18 protein-coding genes are annotated in these 21,844 nt (G+C 59.4%); 6 read left to right on the forward strand and 12 right to left on the reverse strand.

The features are described from left to right. Positions 1–107: 107 nt before the first annotated feature. From gph to HPDFL43_RS13675, 3 genes are all read right to left on the reverse strand, one after another. Positions 108–824, reverse strand: coding sequence for a phosphoglycolate phosphatase (gph, locus tag HPDFL43_RS13665; protein WP_245271050.1), 717 nt, complete (start codon positions 822–824; stop codon positions 108–110). A 74-nt stretch (positions 825–898) separates the two neighbouring features. Beyond that, complete coding sequence (locus tag HPDFL43_RS13670; RefSeq protein ID WP_040450205.1) at positions 899–2,551, reverse strand: FAD-binding dehydrogenase; 1,653 nt, start codon at positions 2,549–2,551, stop codon at positions 899–901. 367 nt (positions 2,552–2,918) lie between these two features. Beyond that, on the reverse strand, positions 2,919–4,190 hold the full coding sequence (locus HPDFL43_RS13675) for an NAD(P)/FAD-dependent oxidoreductase (protein ID WP_007197952.1): 1,272 nt from the start codon (positions 4,188–4,190) through the stop codon (positions 2,919–2,921). Positions 4,191–4,325: 135 nt separating this feature from the next. Here HPDFL43_RS13675 and HPDFL43_RS13680 point away from each other — a divergent pair, with 135 nt between their 5' ends. Further along, positions 4,326–4,730 carry a rhodanese-like domain-containing protein gene (locus tag HPDFL43_RS13680; protein ID WP_007197953.1) on the forward strand — a complete coding sequence of 135 codons (405 nt, stop codon included), beginning with the start codon at positions 4,326–4,328 and terminating at the stop codon, positions 4,728–4,730. A gap of 24 nt (positions 4,731–4,754) precedes the next feature. Here HPDFL43_RS13680 and HPDFL43_RS13685 read toward each other — a convergent pair whose 3' ends face one another. Continuing rightward, the gene (locus HPDFL43_RS13685) at positions 4,755–6,827 is read right to left on the reverse strand and encodes a bifunctional aldolase/short-chain dehydrogenase (RefSeq protein ID WP_007197954.1); all 2,073 of its coding nucleotides are present in this window, start codon (positions 6,825–6,827) and stop codon (positions 4,755–4,757) included. A gap of 86 nt (positions 6,828–6,913) precedes the next feature. Between HPDFL43_RS13685 and HPDFL43_RS13690 the strand changes: the two genes are divergently transcribed. Further along, positions 6,914–7,885, forward strand: coding sequence for a sugar-binding transcriptional regulator (locus tag HPDFL43_RS13690; protein WP_007197955.1), 972 nt, complete (start codon positions 6,914–6,916; stop codon positions 7,883–7,885). Positions 7,886–7,897: 12 nt separating this feature from the next. Here the strand turns inward: HPDFL43_RS13690 and mtnA are convergent, their stop codons facing one another. After that, positions 7,898–9,001: an S-methyl-5-thioribose-1-phosphate isomerase gene (mtnA, locus tag HPDFL43_RS13695; protein ID WP_007197956.1), complete on the reverse strand. Its 1,104-nt coding sequence runs from the start codon at positions 8,999–9,001 to the stop codon at positions 7,898–7,900. Continuing rightward, positions 8,998–10,266: an S-methyl-5-thioribose kinase gene (gene mtnK, locus HPDFL43_RS13700; RefSeq protein WP_007197957.1), complete on the reverse strand. Its 1,269-nt coding sequence runs from the start codon at positions 10,264–10,266 to the stop codon at positions 8,998–9,000. Before mtnK ends, mtnA begins: the two co-directional genes overlap by 4 nt. A gap of 123 nt (positions 10,267–10,389) precedes the next feature. Here mtnK and HPDFL43_RS13705 point away from each other — a divergent pair, with 123 nt between their 5' ends. The 3 genes from HPDFL43_RS13705 to HPDFL43_RS13715 are packed head-to-tail and all read left to right on the forward strand — an operon-like array spanning position 10,390 to position 14,081. Further along, entirely contained in the window at positions 10,390–11,922 is a 1,533-nt protein-coding gene (locus tag HPDFL43_RS13705) for a sugar ABC transporter ATP-binding protein (protein ID WP_007197958.1), read from the forward strand. Next, a complete protein-coding gene (locus HPDFL43_RS13710) occupies positions 11,919–12,995 on the forward strand; it encodes an ABC transporter permease (protein WP_007197959.1) in 1,077 nt (358 codons plus the stop codon). Before HPDFL43_RS13705 ends, HPDFL43_RS13710 begins: the two co-directional genes overlap by 4 nt. A gap of 30 nt (positions 12,996–13,025) precedes the next feature. Further along, positions 13,026–14,081 (forward strand): substrate-binding domain-containing protein, encoded by a 1,056-nt coding sequence (locus tag HPDFL43_RS13715; RefSeq protein ID WP_007197960.1) that lies wholly within the window; start codon positions 13,026–13,028, stop codon positions 14,079–14,081. A gap of 165 nt (positions 14,082–14,246) precedes the next feature. Here the strand turns inward: HPDFL43_RS13715 and HPDFL43_RS13720 are convergent, their stop codons facing one another. The 6 genes from HPDFL43_RS13720 to HPDFL43_RS13745 form a co-directional block, all read right to left on the reverse strand. Next, positions 14,247–15,380 carry a RuBisCO large subunit C-terminal-like domain-containing protein gene (locus tag HPDFL43_RS13720; RefSeq protein ID WP_007197961.1) on the reverse strand — a complete coding sequence of 378 codons (1,134 nt, stop codon included), beginning with the start codon at positions 15,378–15,380 and terminating at the stop codon, positions 14,247–14,249. Positions 15,381–15,382: 2 nt separating this feature from the next. Continuing rightward, positions 15,383–16,387, reverse strand: a complete 1,005-nt coding sequence (locus tag HPDFL43_RS13725; protein ID WP_007197962.1) for a transketolase family protein — start codon at positions 16,385–16,387, stop codon at positions 15,383–15,385. Between the two features lies 1 nt (position 16,388). Further along, the gene (locus HPDFL43_RS13730) at positions 16,389–17,318 is read right to left on the reverse strand and encodes a transketolase (protein ID WP_007197963.1); all 930 of its coding nucleotides are present in this window, start codon (positions 17,316–17,318) and stop codon (positions 16,389–16,391) included. Positions 17,319–17,412: 94 nt separating this feature from the next. Continuing rightward, positions 17,413–18,249 carry a metallophosphoesterase gene (locus HPDFL43_RS13735; protein ID WP_007197964.1) on the reverse strand — a complete coding sequence of 279 codons (837 nt, stop codon included), beginning with the start codon at positions 18,247–18,249 and terminating at the stop codon, positions 17,413–17,415. A 284-nt stretch (positions 18,250–18,533) separates the two neighbouring features. Further along, positions 18,534–19,121, reverse strand: a complete 588-nt coding sequence (locus HPDFL43_RS13740; RefSeq protein WP_007197965.1) for a hypothetical protein — start codon at positions 19,119–19,121, stop codon at positions 18,534–18,536. A 144-nt stretch (positions 19,122–19,265) separates the two neighbouring features. Continuing rightward, positions 19,266–20,975 (reverse strand): methyl-accepting chemotaxis protein, encoded by a 1,710-nt coding sequence (locus HPDFL43_RS13745; protein ID WP_052093201.1) that lies wholly within the window; start codon positions 20,973–20,975, stop codon positions 19,266–19,268. A 588-nt stretch (positions 20,976–21,563) separates the two neighbouring features. On the opposite strand from HPDFL43_RS13745, the gene HPDFL43_RS13755 reads away from it, so the two are divergent. Then, positions 21,564–21,821 carry a hypothetical protein gene (locus tag HPDFL43_RS13755; protein WP_040449239.1) on the forward strand — a complete coding sequence of 86 codons (258 nt, stop codon included), beginning with the start codon at positions 21,564–21,566 and terminating at the stop codon, positions 21,819–21,821. The last annotated feature ends 23 nt before the right edge of the window (positions 21,822–21,844 follow it).

Here is a 21,844-nt window from a genome sequence, read left to right on the forward strand (position 1 = left end):
AATGGGGTAATCTTTACCGTTTATCACACCCATTTACCAGCGCCGCCACTCAATCCGACAGGCGGACACACGTCAAGAGTGTATCGAAGGCAGGCTAAGCGCAGCGATTAATTCGGCTTCAGCGCTGCAATCGCTTGAGGCAGATCTTTCAGACTGTCGATCAATATGTCCGCGCCCAGCTCCTCGACCGGAACATTGGTATAGCCGCCGCGAACCGCGACGCTCAACACTCCGGCCGCTTTGGCGGAATCAATGTCCGCCGGGCTGTCACCCACCATGATCGCCTTGCCTGCGGCCACACCCATCGCTGCCAGAGCATGCTCAAGCATATCGGGCGCCGGCTTTCGTTGAGGCCCCGTATCGCCGCCCACCACCACATCGACGATTGCATCAAACCCGAAATGCTTGATCAGCTCACGGGTAAACTCCTCGGGTTTGTTGGTGACCACAGCAATGCGGACACCGGCTATATGATAAGCAGCAACCATCTCCATGGCTCCCGGCATAAGCGCAGTCTGCCCTGTCAGGTGACGCCCGTAGATCGCCATCATTCTGTCCGTGGCACCAGCAAGCGCTTCGCCCTCGACAGGACGTTGCACGGCCGCATAGGCGCGTTCGACGAGTTTCTTAACACCATTGCCGATCATTCCCCGCACGGCATCGACCGACAGCGGTGGCAGATTGTCCTGCGCGAGCAATTCATTGGTTGCAGCGGCCAGATCAGGCACGGAGTCAATCAACGTCCCGTCCAAATCAAACAGCAAGGCCTCGGGCCAGGTCTTCTGACCAGGCTGCGCGTTCGCGGCGACAGTGGTATCGTTCACAACATATCCTTCCATTCTGACCAAGCAACCGGCAGCGACTGCCAGATCCCCGTGGCCCTAATCATTCACGACTGTCAGGCAATCGTATCGGCGCGTCCCGCCTGGCGTCCGGAAAAGATGCAGCCGCCAAGAAAACTGCCCTCAAGCGCGTTGTAGCCATGGTAGCCGCCGCCGCCGAAACCACTCACCTCTCCGGCCGCGAACAGGCCGGGGATCAGTTCACCCGAGCAATTGAACACCTGACCGTTCATGTCGGTCTCGAAGCCACCCAGCGTCTTGCGGGTTATGATGTTGAGCTTGATGGCAATCAGCGGGCCATTCTCCGGATCGAGAATACGGTGCGGCTTGGCAGTGCGCATCAGCCTGTCGCCGCGGTAGTTGCGCGCAGCATGGACGGCCATCAATTGCGCGTCCTTGGTGAACGGGTTGTCAACCTGGCTGTCACGCGCAACAATCTGGTCCCGCAGCTTCTCGAGTTGAATCAGATTGTCACCCTTCTTATTCATTTTCTCGACCAGCTCTTCCAAGCCATTGGCAACAATAAAGTCTTCGCCATGGCTTTTGAAAGCCTCTACCGCAGGCGTGGCCTTCTTGTTGAGCAACCGTTGCTGAACAACCTTGAGCCAGCTCTTGGCCGCAAAATCCGGATTCTGTTCAGACCCGGACAGCGCCACCTCCTTCTTGAGGATCTTCTGGGTCATGATGAACCAGGAATAATCATGGCCCGTGGCCAGGATTTCCCGCAGGGTCGAAAGCGTATCAAAGCCGGGCATGCAAGGCGGTTTGAGGCGGTTGCCAGTTGCATCGAACCACATGGCCGAGGGGCCCGGCAGGATCCGGATGCCATGGTTGGGCCAGATCGGATCCCAGTTCTTCACACCTTCCGTGTAATGCCACATCCGGTCGGTGTTGATGCTCCGGCCACCGGCCGCTTCCGCGATCGCAATCATCCGGCCATCGACATGCGCCGGCACGCCGGAAATCATGTTTTCCGGCGGCTCGCCCAAACGCTTGCGCGGCCAGGCCTTGCGCACCAGATCGAGATTGCCGCCAATCCCGCCGGAGGTGACAAGCACGCTCGGTGCACGCAGTTCGAAGTCGCCAATCACATCGCGGCTGGTAGACCGGCCCCGCTCGCTGGCGTCAGCAGCCAGGACCTCGCCTGAGACACCCGTGACGGCACTATTCTCGCTCAGCAGTGCGGAACACCTGTGGCGGAACTTGAGCGCGATCCGGCCGGCAGCGGCATGGGCGCGAACCCGCCTTTCAAATGGCTCGACAGTGCCCGGCCCAACGCCCCAGGTCAGATGAAACCGCGGCACCGAATTGCCGTGACCATTGGCGAAGGATCCGCCCCGTTCAGCCCAGCCCACGATGGGGAACCAGCGCATGCCCATCGCATGCAGCCATGGCCGCATTTCTCCAGCGGCAAAATCCACATAGGCCTCGGCCCATTTGCGCGGCCAGTAGTCTTCGGTTCGGTCGAACTGCGCCGATCCCATCCAGTCGTTGAGCGCCAGCTCACGGCTGTCGCGGATTCCCATGCGTCGCTGCTCGGGCGTGTCAACAAGGAACAATCCTCCCAGCGACCAGAATGCCTGTCCGCCGAGAAATTGCTCCGGCTCCTGATCGATAATGACAACGCTCTTGCCGCGGTCGGCCAGCTCAGACGCAGCGACCAAACCGGCAAGCCCACCGCCCACCACGATCACATCACATTGATCCATCCAGTCATGTCCTCCCGGCCAGTTGTTGGCCCTGGCCTCAATTCCGCAAGCATCACGAAACAACAGCATAGCGGAGCGCAACCAGTCACGTTCCACTCAACACCCTGATCATGCCAAAACCAGGCACGGGATTTATCTTACCTGAAGCAGCCTCACGTCAACACAAATTGCTGACGCCAAGGATAGTCCCGATATCGCTTTCAGACCTTTCTTCCGGCAACCCGTCCACCACTCAAGTCAATTGAAGATCCGGTCCTCCACGATCCGAAGCGCTCCTGCAACAGATGGAGACCAACCGGAGCACTTTGTGATTTCCTCAAGAAAACAACGAGATGGAGTCACACAGTGAATCAGATTGCGAAACACTTCATATGCTTTTGAACAACTGATTTGCGGCAAACACCGCCTTGTAGAAGCCTGCTTGAAGCCGGCCGGCCCACGCCGGCTCGGCGTCGGTGACGGGCATCGGCAGATCAGCCTCATCGCCACCGGAGAGCAAATCCGCCATCGCCTTGCCGAAGACAGTGCCCGGCGCAATGCCGCGCCCATTGTAACCGATCGGCGTGTAGAGCCCGTCGGCCAAGCGGTGAATGCGCGGCATGTGCTCGCTGTTCATGGCGATCTGCCCATGCCAGGCGGTTTCAAATTCAACGGTGCCTAGCGAAGGAAATAGCCGCGCCAATTGACGTCTGGCCCAGCGCTCAGAAAGCCCGCCTTCACCACCGATCGCGGCCCCCATGGATCCGATGATCAAACGGTCGGCCGCATCACGCCTCAGCGAGAACATGATCTTTCCGGTGTCCCAGATCCCCTGACGTTCGGCAAGGATGTGCGCCACCCGATCGCCAAGCGGCCGGGTGGCGACCTGGAAATAGTCGATCGGGACAAAGCTTGATGTGAGCCCCGGCCAGAGATCATCGGAATAGGCATTGGTGGCAAGGACCACCGACTTCGCGGTCACCGTCCCTGCCCCCGTCTCGACCTGCCAGCTCTCCCCATGACGGACGAGTTTTGTCACCGCCGCATCGGTGTGGATGCGCGCACCGGCCGCCGCAGCTGCCCTGGCAAGCCCCCGCACATAGCCCATCGGATTGAGCGTCCCGGCACGGGCGTCGAGCAGACCACCGAAAAACGCCTCCGAGCCGATTTTGGCGCTGGCCTCCTGTTGAGACAGCAGCCGCACCGGCGCCCCGAGCCGCTGCCATTCCTCGGCGCGGCGCGCCAAATCCTTGATCCCCGCAGGCGAATGGGCGGCGTGAATGGTGCCGCTGCGGGTCAACTCGCATCGAATCTGATGTCGCTCGATCAATGACATCACATAGGAAGGCGCATCGCCCAGAAGCTCCACCAGCTGCGCGCCACGCGCCTCACCCAAACGGGCACGCACATCCTGTGGCGGAAGCCACAATCCGGCATTGAGCAGACCGACATTGCGGCCTGAACCGCCAAAGCCGATTTGCCGGGCTTCCAGCACACAAGCCGACAAGCCCTTTTCGGCGGCATGCAACGCGGTCGACAGCCCCGTATAGCCACCTCCGACAATGGCCACATCGACTGTCAGGTCACCACTCATCGGAACGCCAAGATCGGCTTCCTCCGCAGTCTGATCCCACAGCGATAGGATTGAAGCACCTGCCATTTGCCTGTTCCAGGATGTTGCCGATTGCCTTCAGCCGGTTCGCAGCCTGCTGTATGCGTCAATCAACTGTTGAACCAAGCGCCTGCTTGCGTCAATCATGCGAAACCCGCTCACTCAAGAATGCACAGGAACAACATGGCCCGAACCATCACCCCTGCCGCAGACCTCGTGGCCGCGGCGCGCGCCCGGATCGAGGAAATCGAGATCGCCGATGCCATTGCCATGGTCGATGACCCCAATGTGGTGATCGTCGACCTACGCGACGTGCGCGAACGCCAGCGCTCGGGCTTCATCCCCGGCAGCTTTCACTGTCCCCGCGGCATGGCCGAATTCTGGGTTGATCCGCAGAGCCCCTATTTCAAGGAGGTCTTCGGACAGGACAAGAAGTTCGTCTTCCATTGCGCCTCGGGCTGGCGCTCGGCACTGACCACGGCAACGCTCAATGACATGGGCTTTCAATCAGCACACATCCGCGAGGGCTTCACAGCCTGGAAGGATCAGGGCGGCCCGGTCGAGTTCTCGCCCGAAGCGGACCACTGACCGGCCGGTTGAGCCCAAGCCCTCCTAGCGCAGCGCCGCCTCGATGTTTCCGCCGTCCACGGTGATCACATGCGCGGTTGTGCGCTCGGACCTGGCAAGCGCCACGAAGGCATCCGCCACATGATGGGCTTCGACCTCGGCCTTGAGCAGATTGCCGGCCATATAGTCGCCCGCCGACACCCCGCGGGCCTCGGCCCGCGACGCAATGAAATCGTCGGTGAGCAAGCCGGAGCGGATGCGGTCCGCATTGACGCCATTGACCCGGATACCCTCGCCGCCCAGTTCCAGCGCCAGTTGCCGCACCAGAAAGAAGGTCGTTGCCTTGGGCAAGCCGTAGGCGCCAAAGCCCTTGCCTGGATTGACTGCCTGCTTGGAGACATTGAACAGCATCTGCCCACCGTGTCCCTGGGCTGAAAACACCCGCGATGCTGCACGCGCCATGGCCAGATGCGAAAAGAAGTTCAGCTCGAAACTTGATCTGAGCACGGCCTCATCAAGCTCAAGCAGATTGCCCTGCACCGCCGCTCCCGCATTGGAAACCAGAACATCAAGCCCGCCAAAGCGCGCCGCGATCTGCTCGATCGCCCTGTCGGCCGAATCTAGCTTGGTCAGATCCGCAACCACGGCCAGGCAGTTGCTTCCGATCCCAGCCGCAGCCGCTTCGCAGTTCTTGCGGTTGAAATCGATCAGGGCAATTGCAGCACCCTCGCGCGCAAAGGCTTTCGCGGTCGCAAGCCCGATGGCACCGGCACCGCCGGTCACCGCAACGATCTGCCCGGCAAAGGGCTTTGCCGCCGCCTTGGCTAGCTTGGCCTGTTCGAGCGACCAGTATTCCATATCGAACAGATCATCCTCACCGATCGGGAAGAAACCGCCTGCCGCCTCGCCCTGGCACATGACTTCAACTGTCTGTTCGGCGATATCAGCGGCAGCAGCGGCCGCTCCCGCATCCTTGCCGATCCCCACGATGCCAAGGCCTTCGATCCAGGCCACGCAAGGATGCGGCTCGAGCATGATCTTGATGCCACCAACCCGCGCGTTCTGTCTTTCGAACATCGCGCGGTACGTGTCGGCATAGGCCGCGACTTTCTCTGAGATTGCCGGCCCGCCCCTTGCAAGGTCATCCTTTGCCAGCACCAGCATGCGCCCCTTGGTGCGGATGACGTGATCAGGTGACGCAACCCCGCGTGTGGCCAGAACGCTGAGATCATCACGTCCGAGAAACGCGTCGATATCGGGACTGCTGCGCAGATCCATCACCACCGGCCGGGCTGGCCCGGCATGGTGATCGCCGCGCACCCGGTCGATGGCCCCGCGCAGCATCGGCAACACATGGGCGGCATTGGCGACATCACTGGCCACCCGGTTGCGATTGACCGTGGTCTGGAAGCGGCGGCCATTGCTCTGCGCGGCCAGCCAGTCCTCGACGATATTGGTGTGCTCGATCACCCGCTCATAGCTATGGCGCGCGGTATCACCAAAGGTGAAATGGCCGTGCTTGAGCAGGATCATCCCTTCCACATCGGGATTGGCGTCAAACACCTCGGCCGCCTTCTTGGCCAGCGCGAAGCCCGGCATGATGTAAGGCACCACCGCAAGCCGGTTGCCGAAGATCTCGGCGATCACCGCCTCGGCGTTTGGCAGATTGGCCAGCGCCAGGAACGCCGTGGCATGGGTATGGTCGACGAAAATGTGCGGCAGAAAGGCGTGCAGCAGGGTTTCCACAGACGGATTGGGCGCGCCGGAATCCAGCAGGTTCGAGCGCTGCAGATTGACCATGTCCTCATCGCTCAGTGACCCGAGGCTGCGCATTTCCAAGAGCGGGTCCAGCCGGACACCCGGAAGCCCGGGTGCTTCCAGCGTATCGAGATCCCATCCGCTGCCTTTGACATGCAGCACACGCTGCTTGACACCGAACAGGTCCTCGCGCTCGGTCTTCACCGACGTATTGCCGCCACCATGCATGACGAGATCCGGATCCGCGCCGATCAAACGCGAGGAATAGACCCGAAGCGCGAGCGTCTGATCCGCCGGGTGATTGCCCGCCGCACGCACCCGTGCATCCGCTTCCTTGTCATTCCATCTGTTTTGACGCATTACCGACTCCTGCCTCTGTGAATGGGGCTCATTTGACAAAAGTCATATGTTATTGTCAAATGTATATTTAGCAATGATGGGATGCAATGCCGCAAAACTCGACCAGGCGCTCCACCAAACAGATCAGCGGCGAGGACATCGTCGTCGAAACCGCGTGGCTTTACTACCAGGACGGACTGAACCAGAGCGATATTGCCAGCCGCCTGCAGGTCTCCCGGGCCACCGTGGTCAACTACCTTCAGGAAGCCCGCGAGCGCGGTTACATTCACACCAAACTGTCACCTGAAGCCTTCAACACCCACCGTGCCGCGGTGGCGCTGTGTGAGCGCTACGGCCTCAAGGCAGCCTATATCATGCCAGACGGCACAGGCGGCATGGATGGCCAGGCAAGCCGCATCATCCGCGGCGCGGCTGACTGGCTGCCGAGCCTGCTTGAACCCGGCGACCGGTTGGGCGTGGCCTGGGGCAAGACGATCTATGATGTCGCCGAACAGCTTGAGCAGACGGTCATTGCCGATCTTACCGTGATGCAGCTGGTTGGCTCGATGGCCACGCCCTATGGCTTTTCGGCCGATGTCTGCTCCTCCAACGTGGCGCGGAAATTTTCCGCCAAATGCATCAACCTGCACGTGCCCGCGATCCTAAGCTCGGCTCAGATTGCCGCCACACTGCGGGCCGAAACCCTGATCGCAAATCAGCTCGACGCCATCAGCCATTGCAACAAGACACTGTTCGCCGTGGGATCCTGCCTGCCCGACAGCCATGTCGCGTCCAGCGGTGTGGCAACCCAGAAGGAACTCCAGGACTACATTGCCAAAGGTGCCGTAGGCGTGTTGTGCGGGCGCTTCATCGATGCCAACGGCGATCCGGTGAGCGGGCCACTCGACGACCGCATGATGGGCATTGAACTCGACATGCTGCGTCACCGCGACATGGGCATTCTCGTTTCGATCGGAGCGGACCGGGTGCCGGCGGCCGTCGCAGCACTCAAGGGCGGCTACGCCACCCATGTGGTCACCAATCAAAGCTGCGCCGCGGCGATGATGGAACTTGGCTGAACCCGGCAAACCTCACGCAGCGCTGCGGCGCTCGGGAAACAGCCCCAGAAGACCCTCACGGCTCGCCTCGGCGACACCCCGCTCGGTGATCAGACCGGTGACCAGCCTTGCCGGCGTCACATCAAAAGCCGGATTGCCACCCGGTGTCCCGTCAGGGGAAATCTGCACCGAAGTGACGCTACCGTTGTCAAGCCGCCCGAAAACATGCGTCACCTCGCGGTCGTCACGTTCCTCGATCGGAATCTCGCGAACACCGTCCTCCACGGTCCAGTCAATGGTTGAGGATGGCAGCGCCACATAGAACGGCACATCATTGTCCTGCGCGGCGAGCGCCTTCAGATAGGTGCCGATCTTGTTGCAAACATCGCCCAGTGCCGTGGTGCGGTCGGTGCCCACGATCACCATGTCGACCTGACCATGCTGCATCAGATGCCCGCCGGCATTATCGGTCAGCAAGTGATGCGGAATGCCATGGCTGTTCATTTCCCAGGCCGTCAGTTGCGCACCCTGATTGCGCGGGCGGGTTTCATCGACCCAGACATGGATCGGAATGCCGGCTTGAACCGCATGATACATCGGCGAAGTCGCGGTCCCCCAATCCACCGTGGCAAGCCAGCCGGCATTGCAATGGGTGAGAATATTGACCGGCTCGCCCGGCTTCTTGGTCGCTGCAATCTGTTTGACCAGATCCAGCCCGTGAACACCGATCATGCGGTTGGTCTCGACGTCAGCGTCGCAGATCTCGGCTGCCTTGCGAAAAGCCACAGCGGCGCGTTCACCCTCGGACAGCGGCGCCAGCACCTGACGCATTTCTTCAAGCGCCCAGCGCAGGTTGATCGCAGTCGGCCGGGTCTCATGCAAAAGCTCCCAGGCGGCGTCGAGAGCAGCGTCAGATGCATTGCGATGCATTTCCATTGCAATGCCATAGGCCGCAGTCGCACCGATCAATGGCGCGCCACGCACCCACATGTCGCGAATGGCGGTGGCGAATTCATCGAGGCTCTCGATCTCGACCACCCGGAACTCGTGCGGCAACCAGCGCTGGTCGATGATCCTGACCCGTCCGGCCTCGCCATCAAACCAGATCGACCGGTAATGTGTGTCACCAACCTTCATGTCTTGCCTCCGCATTCCGTCTGCCGCGCCGTTGCGATCACCGCATCCATTCCAGTCAACCGGTTCCTGTTCATCACCAGCAATTGTCCGAGCTCGAGGCATTTGGCCTCGCATTTGGCCCGCAGGTCCTCATCCTCGATCGTATCAAGCTCGGCAACGTGTGCGAGCCCCAGGATCCGCCTGTGCATCTCGATCCCGGCAAAGCCGACGAGATCCCGGAAGATCTCCCCCAAAAGCTGCTGCGCCGCCGCCTCAGAGGCAAACTCATGCCCCTGGTCCTCGTAGAGCGATTTCGGGTAGAGAATGCCGGTCCGCTCGGTTCGCCACAGCCGCAGGAACTCCGCGCAATAGACCGACCATGTCTCCTCGATCACCGACAGGAGCCAGTTCTGGTAGTCCTTGCAGGCCGCCTCGTCGGCGATGTGAGCAGGCATTGCGTGATAGGCCATCAGATAGTTGCCGATCAGCATGCCGATATCAAAGCCGAAGGGGCCGTAGAACGCGAATTCGGGATCAATCACCCGCGCTTCATTGCCCGTCACCATGATCGACCCGGCATGCAGATCGCCATGACACATGGTCTCCCCGCGCGATGTGAACGCCCGCTTCATATGCTGGACTTCCACCTTCAGCGCCTGGTCGGCCCGCAACTGCGCCACAACAGCGTCCAGCTGCGGGGTGGTGTGGCGGTTCATCTCCGCGTCAAAATAGGGATCGGTGAAAACCAGCGCTTCAGTAATGTCGCACAGCTCGACATTGCCTGCGAACAGCGCGGTATCGGCCTTCTTGTCCGGGGCCGCCATCGACAGATCCGAACCACGGAACGCGGTGCGCGCGGCAAACAAGCCAAGCCGCTGTGCCAGGCCCTCAACCTTGAGACCCTGCATGGTCTGTTGCCGCAGAATGATGTGCGGCTGCAGGCGCTCCATGATGATCAGCGCCTGGTCTTCATTGAAATAGAGAACCTCCGGAACGCTGCCCGGATCACGGGCTTCCTGCCGGGTCAAGGCGTGATATTCAAAGAAGGCGCGCTTGAGCGGCAGCGGCCAGCTGTCACCCACAAGGCGCACATAAGGCAGCGCCTGCTTGACGATCACACTGCCCGCTTCACCCTCGACAATGAAGACCAGATTGAGATTGCCGTCACCAACCTCGCGCACCGACCAGCTCTCCGGGCTAGCGCCGACCGCTTGCTTCATGACATCGAGAGCCCCCAGGCGAACGCCAAGGGTTTCCGGCGACAAGGCTTTGTATTCGCTATTCAATTGAGACCTCCCGACGGGCATTCACGACCCTATTGAAGACCAGCCTAAAGCCCATTTCACTCATTTGTCAATATGTGTTGACTTTTGTCACTACTGCTGTTTTCATCCTCATGGGAGGACTGAATGGCCGAAACTCTTTGCGATCTGCTGGGTGTGGAAAAATCCTTTGGCGACAATCGCGTCCTCAAGGGTCTCAACCTGTCCCTGCCCGCAGGAGCCGTTACCGTGCTCATGGGGGCAAATGGCGCAGGCAAATCCACTCTGGTCAAGATCCTCAGTGGCGTCCACGCTCTCGATGCAGGATCGGTAAGCCTGCTCGGCAAGCCGTTTCAGCCTTCAAGCCCCGCCGAAGCCATCCGCGCCGGTGTTGTCACGGTCCACCAGAACATCAATGATGGCGTGATACCCGATCTCGACGTCGCCTCGAACCTGCTCATTGACCGCATGGCTGAGCCTGGCTACGGATTTCTGCTCAGGCGCCGTCAGAACTATGCCGACGCCGAACGGATTGCCAGCCAGATGGGCCTCCATCTCAATGTGCGCCAGCCGGTCTCCGAACTGGGAATTGCCGACCGGCAATTGATCGCCATTGCCCGCGCCATGGCGCACGATCCGCAACTGCTCATTCTTGATGAACCGACCTCCTCGCTCTCCGCCTCGGAGGCCGAACGCCTGTTTGCCCTGATAGAGCGGCTTTCAGAGCGTGGCGTCGCCGTGCTCTACATCTCCCACCGCATGTCCGATATCCGCCGCATCGCGGACCGCATCGTCTCCATGCGCGACGGCGAGATTTCCGGTGTGTTTGAGGGCGATCAGCTCGACTATGAAGGCGCCGTCAATGCCATGCTCGGCCACCGCATGACCGATGTCGACATCAACATCGGCACGCGCGGCAGGAAGGTGCTGCAGATCAGCAAAATGCAATTGCTGCCCGGCAGCCGTCCGTTCGATTTTGACCTGTCGGAGAATGAAGTTGTCGCTGTCACCGGCCTTCTCGGCAGTGGCAAGACCGCCCTCGCCCGATGCCTGTTCGGCCTCGACAAGCCCGCCGGCGGCAGCATTCGGATCGATGGCCGGAACTATGCTCCAGCCAGCCCGCAGGCCGCCATCGCCAGCGGCATCTTCATGTCGCCCAAGGACCGCGCCAACAACGCCGTGATCACCGATTTCAACCTGACCCGCAACATCACCCTGCCGTTCATGTCACGTTATTCGCGTTTCTCCTTCGTCAACCGGGGCAAGGAACGGGACACGGCGAAGCGGATGATCAAATCCCTCTCGGTGGTCTGCCAGAGCGAAGCCGACGGGATCAACACGCTCTCAGGCGGCAACCAGCAGAAGGTGATGCTGGCCAGATGGCTGGCCGAGGAATGCCGCCTCTTGTTGCTCGATGAGCCGTTTCAGGGCGTCGACATTCGCGCCCGCCGCGACATTGGCCACAAGATCCGCGAAACATCGACCAACCGCGCGACACTTGTCTTCGTCTCCGAACTCGACGAGGCGCTCGAGGTGGCAGACCGGATCGTGGTCATGACCGAACATTCGATCTCCGCCGAATTTGAAAACACAAATGTCGATCTCAACGAGATCCTCACAGCAGTAACCGGGTCCGCGCCGGAACAAGACGGCCAACCCTCAGAGGCAGCATACGTATGAGCATAGACCTGGACCAGCCGGGCAAGACACCGGCGACCAATCCCCTGGCTGACAAAACCGGCACCCGTCCTTCAAGCGCCATCGATCTGGCAATCCGCTACGGATTTCTCGCGTTGCTGCTTGGCTTGGTGATTTTCTTCTCGGTCTTCGCCAATGGTTTTGCCGGGCCACGCAGCGCCGTGTTCATTTTCCAGTCGGTGGCGATCACCGGCATTCTCGCCCTTGGCGTCACCTGCACGCTGGTGGTCGGCGGTTTTGACCTGTCAATCGGCTCGGTCGCTACCTCATCAATGATGTTGTCGGCCTACATGATGGTGGTGCTGGAGCAATCCGCCTTCGTGGCCATTCTCGCCTGCCTCGCCATGGGCGCTTTCATCGGACTGGTCAACGGACTCTTGATCGTCAAGACCAAGATCCCAGATCTGCTGGCGACACTGGGCATGATGTTTCTGCTCGTCGGCTTGCAACGCATCCCGACTGAAGGCCGGTCGATCGCAATGGGGATGACGCTGCCCGACGGCTCCACCGCTGAAGGCGTGTTTTCACCGCTGTTTCTCTCATTGGGCCGGCACCGGTTCGATTTCATGCTCGAAAACCTCCTCCCCGCACCGGTGATCTTTCTGATCATCATCGGCATCCTGGTCTGGGGTTTCCTGGAGCTCACACGCCATGGGCGGCTGATGTACGCCATTGGCTCGAACGAGCGCGCAGCCAGCCTGACCGGAACAAATGTCAACAATTACAAGATCCTGGCCTACATGATCTCGGGCGTTCTCGCCTCTGTCGGCGGCATGCTGCTGGCCGCACGTCTCGGCCGCGGTGACATCGCTTCAGGCACCAATCTGCTGCTGGATGCGGTGGCTGCGGCGCTGATCGGCTTTGCGGTGCTTGGTGCCGCCAAGCCCAACGCCTTCGGCACAGCCATGGGCGCACTGTTCGTGGGCATCCTGCTGCAGGGCCTCACAATGATGAACGCGCCCTACTACACTCAGGATTTCATCAAGGGCCTGGTGCTTGTCATTGCCCTTGTCTTCACCTTCTCGCTGTCGGCGCGCAAAGCCGGCGGCCACTAACAAGATACAAAACGCAACGGAGGAAACGAAATGAAACTGATACGCAGAAAAGCATTGGCCCTTTTTGGCGGCCTCGCCGCCGCCGCCACACTGCCCCTCGGTGGCTTCGCCCAGGCACAGGACATGCCGGCGCCGCTCGACAATGCCGGTGACGTCAAGATCGCGCTGGTGCGCTATCTCTCAACCGGGGACTTCTTCCAGGCCTATCTATCAGGCGTGGAATCCCAGGCCGCAGCACTTGGCGTCGACCTTCGGGTGTTCGACAGCCGCCAGGATGCAGCGCTTCAGGCCGATATGGTCGATCAGGCAATTGCGCTCGGCGTCAACGGCATCATCATTCAGCATGGCCTGACGGAATCCATGAAGGAAGCGGCACAGCGCGCCGTGGATGCCGGAATCAAGGTCGTGGCTTTTGACGTCAATGTCGAAAACGAAGCCATCCCGCAGATCGAACAGTCGGACTACCTGCTTGGCAAGCTCGCGCTTGAGCAGGCGATCAAGGACAACGGCACAGACTGGAAGGCCGGCTATGTCTATGTGCCGGGCATTGCTCCGCTCGACCGCCGCCATGTGGCCTGGGAAGAGGTCAAGGCCGCCAATCCGGGCATCGTCGAAGCTGCCCAGATGGGCACGCTCGACAACCCGATCGCCAACTCGAACGCCAACCAGGCCCGTTCCGTGCTTCAGGCCAACCAGGACATCTCCGTCTTTTTCGCGCCTTATGACGAGTTCGCAAAAGGCGTGAAGATCGCCGTTGACGAAGCCGGCCTCTCGCAGGACGTCAAGATCTACTCGGCCGACGTCTCGACCGCGGACATCTCGGCCATGCGCGAACCCGGCAGCGCATGGGTTGCAACCGTTGCCACCAACCCGGCAGTTGTCGGTGAAGTCTCGGTGCGCGCGCTTGCGATCATGCTCACAGGCGGCAATCCCGGTGCGCAGGTCGTGGTGCCGCCAACTCTGATAACCCAGGACTTCCTCAACGAAAACGACATCAAGAACATGGAAGATCTGTCGGCAAAGATGCCGCAGTTTGCCCATGCCGATGTCGCCATGGCCGATTGGATGAAACTGCCACCGCGCTAACCCAACATCCCCCCAGGATGGGAAAGGCCGCGTCCCCGGATGCGGTCTTTCTTTTTTGGAGCTGGCAGCCAAAAGCGCTCACTTATCGGGTGTCGCAACAGCATAAAAAAGTGGGGCCGGTCTTTCGACCAAACCCCATAGTCTACAGGGACAAGGTAGAACTGTTTAAGTGGCGGACAATTGATCGACTGCGTCACGCATGGCGCTTACTGCCTCACCAATCTTGTCGCCGGCACGCAGCAAGCTGCCGCCAAGCAGATAGACGACATCCTCGCCATACATCGACACCATGTCGCCGGCGCGCTCAACGCTCATGCCGCCGCCCGGGCTCGGCATCATTGCTTTGCCGACGCCTTCGGGATCACGGCAGGCTTTTGCGATCGACTGGCACTCCTCGACACTGAAGCCGAAACGTCCGCCGACATTTGGAAACACCGAAATATCTGAACCTGCGAGCCGCTGCAGCACGCCATACATGAGCCCGTGATCAACACCGGTCTCGGGTGTCAGCACAAACGGACCGGTAAAGCTCGGATGGGTCATGATCGGCAGATCGAAGGACTTGTCCCGCGACAGAGCATAAACCACGCCAAAGCCTACCAGCCCCGGCATCAGCAAGACCCCGCCGGCACCGGCCTCCTTGGCCTGGAACGCCTCGTCAATCGGATAGCCGCTGTGTCCGGTGACATTGACGAAGTAACACGCCGAGCCACCGCATTTGGCATTTGCTTCACCCACGGCCTCGCTGACAGCAGTAACACGCTCGCGAAACGGCGCCATGCGCTGATTGGCCAGTCCGTGATCATCCTTGATGATATCAGCGCCGCCGAGCACGCAACGCCGGGCGATGTCGGCAAGTTGGGAAACGTTTGAGCCCTGCGGCTTGATCACCGGCGAAATCAGCCCGCCTCTCACCCGGCCGGTGCGCGCACGCACGCCGTCTATGCCGAAGCGGGGGCCTGAAAACCGCTTGCGGATCTCCGGTCCCGGCTCAAAATCTATGACGCGGATATTCTGCTGGATCGAAGAATTGCCAAAAATCACATTGATCAGCTGGACAACCTCCTCACCCGCACTGTCCGGACTGTAGGAAATCGTGGCTTTATAAGTATCCGGACCTGCAGCAGCCACATCCTCCACCTGACCGACGATCTCATTGCTGATGTACCCCTCAGGCACGATGTCGCCGGGAATTTCAACCGTCTGTTCCAGCGCAATACCGGTGGCGCGTTTTTCAGCCTCAGCAGCACTGTCAGCCTTGAGCCGGTAACGGACCCGAAATCGATTGTCCTGCACCATCCCTACAATGCCTCGGCCTTGACGGCGGAATGCACCGCATCGACACGCGCGCTCGCAAGCGCTTCCTCATCGATGCCGGTCGAGGCGCCTATGATGCGCTCGATGCCGCGCACCAGGGCCCCGGCATCGAGCCCGTAATGCTTCATCAGGTAGCCGCGCGAGCCGCCATGGGCATAGGTGTCGTTGAGACCCAATCGCACCAGCGGCTTGCCGACGCCGTTGTCGGCCATGATCTCGGCAACAAGTGAACCGACGCCGCCGGTGATCACATGGTTCTCGAGCACCACAACACCCTTGGAAACCGAACCGATATGATCGAGCAGGGCCTGCTCGTTGAACGGTTTGATGGTGTGGATGTGCAGATGCCGGATCGAAACACCGGCATTGGACAGTGCGTCGCGGGCGCGGAGCGCCTCTTCCGTGGCAATGCCGGAAGTGACCACAAGAACATCGGCGCCCAAGGCCAGTTCCCGCATTTCGCCAACCCTGATCGGTGTATCGAAGAGCCGTGGAATGGAACCGCGCAGCACCCGGCAATAGACCGGGCCATCAATCGAATCCGCCGCTTCGCAGATACTTTCGACCTCGGTGGCGTCGCCGGTTTCGAGGATCGACATGTTGGGGATCGACCGCATCACAGCGACATCCTCGATCGCCTGGTGGGTCATGCCGCCGGGCGTGGTGATGCCAGGCAGGAAGCCCATCAGCCGCACCTTGCGCCGCGGATAGGCGACCGAGGCCATCAGCTGATCATAGGGACGGCGATACAGGAAGACGCCGAAGGAATGCAGGAACGGCCGGTAGCCGGCAAGGCCGAGACCCCCGGCGAAGCTCATCATGTTCTGCTCGGCCATGCCGAGCGACAGGAACTGATCCGGATGGCGGTCGCGGAAGCCGTCGATCTCGCAGGACGAGGTCAAGTCAGCGGAAAGGCAAAGCACATCGGGGTTCTTGACCGCAAAGGCCTCAAAGGCAGAGGCATAGGGACGATTGACCATTTCAACCATATCAGTGCGCCTCCAGTTCGACCGGTTCGATGCCAAGCTCTGCGGCTATGGATTTGTTCATATCGGCCCGTTCTTCCTCGGATTTGAACCGGACGTAGTGCAGCCGCGGGAACCGCTTCTGCAGAAAACTCATGCCTTTGGTGGGGGAGGATCGTGCCAGGATGATCAGCGGCTGACCTTTATGCGGTTCGTCTTTGGCTTGGCGCATGGCGCCGAGATCATGGGCATCGATTTCCACGCAAACCGCGCCGAATGCACTGAATTTGGCCTTGATATCCCGCACCTCCATGACCGAGTCCATCGCCCCGTCACATTGCTGGTCATTAACGTCCATCAGCGCCCAGAGATTGTCGATGCCATGGTGAGCGGCGGCCTGGACCGCTTCCCAGGTCTGGCCTTCCTGCACTTCACCATCGGACATGAACACGCAGACTTCGCCGGTGTCGCCACGCCGCTTGCGCCCGAAAGCAAGGCCCGCACCGGTGGAAAGCCCGATCCCGAGCGTGCCATTGTGGACTTCCATGCCGGGCGAATGCTCGGCACCGATCATCTCGACCGACGAGCCATCCTTGTTGAACATTTCAAGCCCTTCGGCATCCATACGGCCGGTCTCGATCAGCGTTGCATAGGCCACAAGCGCATAATGCGCAGGTGCAATGAACAAGCGGTCATACTGCGGCTCAAACGGACCATTGTAGCCAGCACCAGTCACATAGTCGGGATTGTCGGCCGAAGGCACACCGGCAAAAGGCTTGGGCACCGCCGGCAGCACCGGCTCCCCCAGATTGAGGGCCTCATTGTAGAGAAAGGCGAGCTGCTCCGCGGCGGAGCAGGCCTGGCTCAGATAGCCGCCATTGTTGCGCATCGAGTGCTCGAACACCCGTCTGCGAATCCCCAAGGCAACCTCTTCGGTCGAACGTTTGTTGCGCACGGCAGTCTCCCTTTTCCGGAGAGACAATCACCCGTGGATATACAATTGTCAATGACTTTGTCTTTTGTATAAATTTCGCTTGCGCCGTCTTTGCCTAGACCTTGATCTCTGCCACGGCGTCATCGGTCTCGATCGCCCATTGAACCTTCTCGGCATCGAGAAAATCAATCGTATGAACCACGATGCTGTCATCGCGCAGAAAACAGACATTGTAGTTGGGTGCGAGTTCGCCAAAACCCATCCGGTTGGCCATCCCTGAGAAATCCGGCCAACAAGGATGGTTGGTCGAGCGCGGCGCGGAATAGGAAATACCCGCAACCGAACCGCTGAGCGAATAGTGGCAATGGCCGAAGAACATGTGTGCGATCACATCATTGTAGCGTTTGAGCAATGCCTGAAGCTCGCGCTCGTTGATGATGCCGATGATATCGGCATTGGCCACATTCACTCGCACCGGATTGTGGTGCATGAAAAGAAAGGCCCGGGCGCCGCTTGAACGTGCATCGTCAAGAACGCCGGCGAGCCAGGCCATCCGTGCCTCGCAATAGCGCCCGCCATGCCGCCCCTGATCAACCGTGTCCATATAGACGAAAACACCGGCTGGCGTTTCCTCCGTCCACTGCACAAACCCGTTCGGATCGCGATGGGTTGAAGAAAACACCGACGCAAAGGTCTCACGGTGATCATGATTGCCGATCAGCAGCCGGGGCGCGAGCTTGTCCTGGAGTGGGCTTGCCGCAAGGATATCAACAAGCAACCGGTAGCTCTCCTCTCCTCCGTGATGCGTCAGATCTCCGGTGATCACGATCCTCTCGGCATCCGCATCATGCGCCTCGACATAAGCCAGGCATCTCTTGAAATTGGCGACGGGATCAAGACCGAGAATGGGTGCTTCGTTGAGGTGAATGTCGGAGATATGTACCAGTTTCATCTTGAAAGCCCTTCAATCAGCAATGCGGCCATGATGGCAACAGCTCGTGACAACTGCAAAACAGGCGGGAGGTCAATTCGCCATTGTCACCAGGTTTTTGCCCTTCACATGCAGACGGTCTTGTGATGAGGGTTCGCGCGTGTTGCTGAAATAGAAAACGCCGCGCGTCCGGTCCTCGCAATGTGCGAAAACCCAACGCGCGGCGCAGAAGCTGCCGGTTGTGTGGTAGGCGCTGCCTTGACCTCAGAATTCAAGACGATTTGGCAGCGCCCGGGTCACAGATCTCAGAGCATGTCGAGATTGATGCCGACAGTGATGGCGCCGATTGGCTCACCGCTCTCCGGATCAGAGATTGTCACACTTGCCTGCGATTGCAGTGCTTGAGTGGATTCGTCTTCTTCAACCCCATCCACAAACACCACACCCGGGCCGGCGCCGTATGTATTCTGCCACTTGGCTTCATCACCCTGCCAATAGTCCGAGGTCACATCGCTCTGGCCAACATTGAGGCCCTTAGCATCCATGACGAACATCTCGGTGATCATGCCTTCGGAACCCTCTTTCTTCTCCATCAGGAATTTCGACAGTTCACGTGCAAGCACTTCATTGACGAATGGCTTGTCGGCAGCGGTGGCCTGGGCGCGCCAGTCCTGATCGAGCTTGTCAACGTCAGCCTGTGACAGACCGCTGGTCTTGGCATTCTGTTCCTTGATGGCGCCGACAACAACAGGATCGGTCAGCCATGCTTCGACATTTGCACTGATGAACTCCTTGACGGGCGCCACATGGGCTTCTTCAGCCGTCGCGGCAATCGGTGCAAAAGCAGCAGTCGTGGCAACGAGCATTGCAGTCAGGATTTGGTTGGATTTCATTTCTACTTCTCCTCGGTTTAAGTTGCGTGGCGTAAAGCCATTGAAAAAACTCGTTTACTTCGAAGTCTGGGTTCAAAACTCTTCCCAGGTCTCCGTACTCTCAGCCAGCGCCGCATTGCCCTGCGTGCCGTAACAGGGGCTGGCCTATGGGCAGAAGCATCCGCCCGGCGCTTGTTTGACAGGGTTGGACGCTTCCGGCCTTGCAACGCGCTTGCGCGATTCGGCACCGGTGAGATTGAATGACCGGACAACATCGGCGAGACGCTCACACTCTCCAGCCAGTTTCTGAGACGCAGAGCTGCTATCCTGGACCATGGCCGCATTCTTTTGCGTCATCGTGTCCATTTCGTTGATAGCCGTGTTGATCTGCGAGAGACTGCTGGCCTGTTCGCGGGCGGCCTTGGAGATGGCGCCAATTTTCTCAGCCACCTGCGTGATCTGTTGCTCGATCTGCCCCATGGATTCGCCACTCTTGTTGACGAGCTCCACTCCCGAGCTGACTTGCGCTCCACTTTGTTCGATCAGTTCCTTGATTTCCTTGGCAGCGCCAGCTGACCTGCCAGCCAACTCTCGGACTTCCTGGGCAACCACCGCAAAGCCCTTACCGGCTTCGCCGGCCCGGGCGGCTTCAACTCCGGCGTTCAGCGCCAGAAGATTGGTCTGGAAGGCGATGTCATCAATGACTTTCAGAATCTGCGCAATACGGGCAGACGACTCTTCGATTTGACCCATCGCCGTAATGGCAGATTGAACGACTTCGGCAGAACTTGTCGCGGTTGCACGGGTGGAATCCACCAGATTTCCGGCTTCCGTCGCCTGCACCGATGATTCCTTTACGGTATCAGTAATTTCGGCCAGCGAAGCGGCTGTCTGCTCCAGTGCTGCGGCCTGCTGTTCGGTACGCCGGGCCAATTCGTCGGTGGAGCCCCCGAGACTGTCTGAAGCCTCGAGAACCGATTGTTGAGCGCTATCAATGGTCCCAACCGTTTTCTCAAGTGCCTTCAGAGCACGATTGAAATTGTCCTGAAGCTGCGCGAATTCTCCGCCGAGATCAGGAACACGTGCGGTGAGATCCCCGGCGGCCAACAACTCGAGTGCTTTGCCAAGCTCCTGGACAACATGACGCTGAACCTCTGCCGATGCCTCGGTCTGGGTCATGTTTGCCTGCCGTTCGGCATCCAGGGCATCGCGTTGCCGGGCCATGTCGGCTTCCGATTCCAGTTTGGCACGTGAGGCCTCGCAGAAATGCGACAATGCTCGAGCCACGACACCGATCTCGTCACTCTTCTCGGCATAAGGAATGTCGCTGTCGATGTCGCCTTCCTGCAATGCCCCAATTCGCTGGTTGACTTGGGCCAAAGGTTGCCCGACAAAACGGCGCATGGCGAACAGCAGCATGGCGACAGCAGCAATCAATATCACCACCTGAAGCGCCACGGACTTGAGCGCAAACTCGCGGGAAGACGCGGCAATATCTTCCGTGCTCCAGACTGTCCGGATCTGTCCAAGGGACACTCCGTCTTTTCCCGCAGGCAGCGGTGACGAAATGATGACAGTGTTGTCGCTTGCCGCCAGAACCGGATCGGTCAGTTGGCCTGGATCGGATTTCAGCAACTCAGCAAGCTCTGGAGCCGGAGTTTCCGACCTGGTCCACAAATCGACCTGCTCGCCAGCCTGATTGAAGGCAGCAAATCCTGTCAGTGCGAGTTTTGGATCGTCCTGGAACACCTGATAGGAAGACCGCACAACATCGGTCTTACCCCATTTGACACCGCCAGCAGCCTGATCCCCGATCTGGGCCGTGTCCTTGAGCCAATTCCGCTTGGCGGTTTCCATTTGGCTTGCATCAGACATTTGCGAGATTGCAAAACTGGTAACAGCCAATCCCAAAACATTAACAAGGATGACAGTAACAGCAATTTTCTGGGTAATGCTACGGCTACCGGCGCCGAGACTTCCAAACCGTCTCTTGATCGAAAACGATCCCATATTTCCCCCACACGTTGCGAAAGCCGCTGCCGGTCAAACCGCATTCATTGCGAGGCCGCCTGAGATCATTCCAGGCGCAAGGCTGTTAATCCGGCTTAAAGGAATCACAGACCAGGGTTTATGATACCTTAAATTAGGAAAGCAGAAAATAAATGGTGTTTGTTGGTTCTTTATTTGGAGCTTAAAATAAAACCGGCGGCAATAGACAGTAAATTACGCCGGCAGTTTCACCAGATCTTCAGCTTGAAATTCAATATCTCAAATGCCTCTGAGCAGTTGTTTATGACAATGGCGCCCCCTATTGAATCTGGGGTCAACCGCAAAGCCGGACAAAACGGACCAACCTTTGCAGAAACAGCGGCGGCTGGATCCAGGATCATCACGCCGGCAACCAGAGTGATCGCGCCTGAAGCAGGCATTCAAACGTGCTGGTGCGGCAAACAGGAGGCGCAAATGCCCAAAAAGAAGAAAGTCCGCAAGGTCTATGATGCGCTGATTGAAGGCGCCTATCTTGGCCTCTCTGATAAAAAACTTCATGACTATGTCTTCGAGCAGTGCCCCAAGGCCTCCAGCAAAAAGATCGTGCGCGCCTCCTTGCTCGCGCTGAGCGATCCTGAGGTCCAGGACAGGAATGTTCTGAACGTCATCTATGCGCTGGCCATCAAGCACAGGCTCGACGGTGGCCCGGATTCCGACGAGGATGAAGAATAGGCGGGCCAGCACCTTGGCAGGAT

This window comes from Hoeflea phototrophica DFL-43 (assembly GCF_000154705.2).
GTDB lineage: Bacteria > Pseudomonadota > Alphaproteobacteria > Rhizobiales > Rhizobiaceae > Hoeflea > Hoeflea phototrophica.

Bases quoted from the DNA above. Each gene is read 5' to 3' on its own strand.
- HPDFL43_RS13705 (WP_007197958.1), top strand. From the start codon at position 10,390: ATGGCCGAAACTCTTTGCGATCTGCTGGGTGTGGAAAAATCCTTTGGC.
- HPDFL43_RS13670 (WP_040450205.1), bottom strand. From the start codon at position 2,551: ATGGATCAATGTGATGTGATCGTGGTGGGCGGTGGGCTTGCCGGTTTG.
- HPDFL43_RS13720 (WP_007197961.1), bottom strand. From the start codon at position 15,380: ATGGTGCAGGACAATCGATTTCGGGTCCGTTACCGGCTCAAGGCTGAC.
- HPDFL43_RS13715 (WP_007197960.1), top strand. From the start codon at position 13,026: ATGAAACTGATACGCAGAAAAGCATTGGCCCTTTTTGGCGGCCTCGCC.
- mtnA (WP_007197956.1), bottom strand. From the start codon at position 9,001: ATGAAGGTTGGTGACACACATTACCGGTCGATCTGGTTTGATGGCGAG.
- HPDFL43_RS13740 (WP_007197965.1), bottom strand. From the start codon at position 19,121: ATGAAATCCAACCAAATCCTGACTGCAATGCTCGTTGCCACGACTGCT.
- HPDFL43_RS13685 (WP_007197954.1), bottom strand. From the start codon at position 6,827: ATGCGTCAAAACAGATGGAATGACAAGGAAGCGGATGCACGGGTGCGT.
- HPDFL43_RS13725 (WP_007197962.1), bottom strand. From the start codon at position 16,387: ATGGTTGAAATGGTCAATCGTCCCTATGCCTCTGCCTTTGAGGCCTTT.
- HPDFL43_RS13735 (WP_007197964.1), bottom strand. From the start codon at position 18,249: ATGAAACTGGTACATATCTCCGACATTCACCTCAACGAAGCACCCATT.
- HPDFL43_RS13710 (WP_007197959.1), top strand. From the start codon at position 11,919: ATGAGCATAGACCTGGACCAGCCGGGCAAGACACCGGCGACCAATCCC.
- HPDFL43_RS13675 (WP_007197952.1), bottom strand. From the start codon at position 4,190: ATGGCAGGTGCTTCAATCCTATCGCTGTGGGATCAGACTGCGGAGGAA.
- HPDFL43_RS13755 (WP_040449239.1), top strand. From the start codon at position 21,564: ATGCCCAAAAAGAAGAAAGTCCGCAAGGTCTATGATGCGCTGATTGAA.
- HPDFL43_RS13680 (WP_007197953.1), top strand. From the start codon at position 4,326: ATGGCCCGAACCATCACCCCTGCCGCAGACCTCGTGGCCGCGGCGCGC.
- HPDFL43_RS13745 (WP_052093201.1), bottom strand. From the start codon at position 20,975: ATGTCTGATGCAAGCCAAATGGAAACCGCCAAGCGGAATTGGCTCAAG.
- HPDFL43_RS13690 (WP_007197955.1), top strand. From the start codon at position 6,914: ATGCCGCAAAACTCGACCAGGCGCTCCACCAAACAGATCAGCGGCGAG.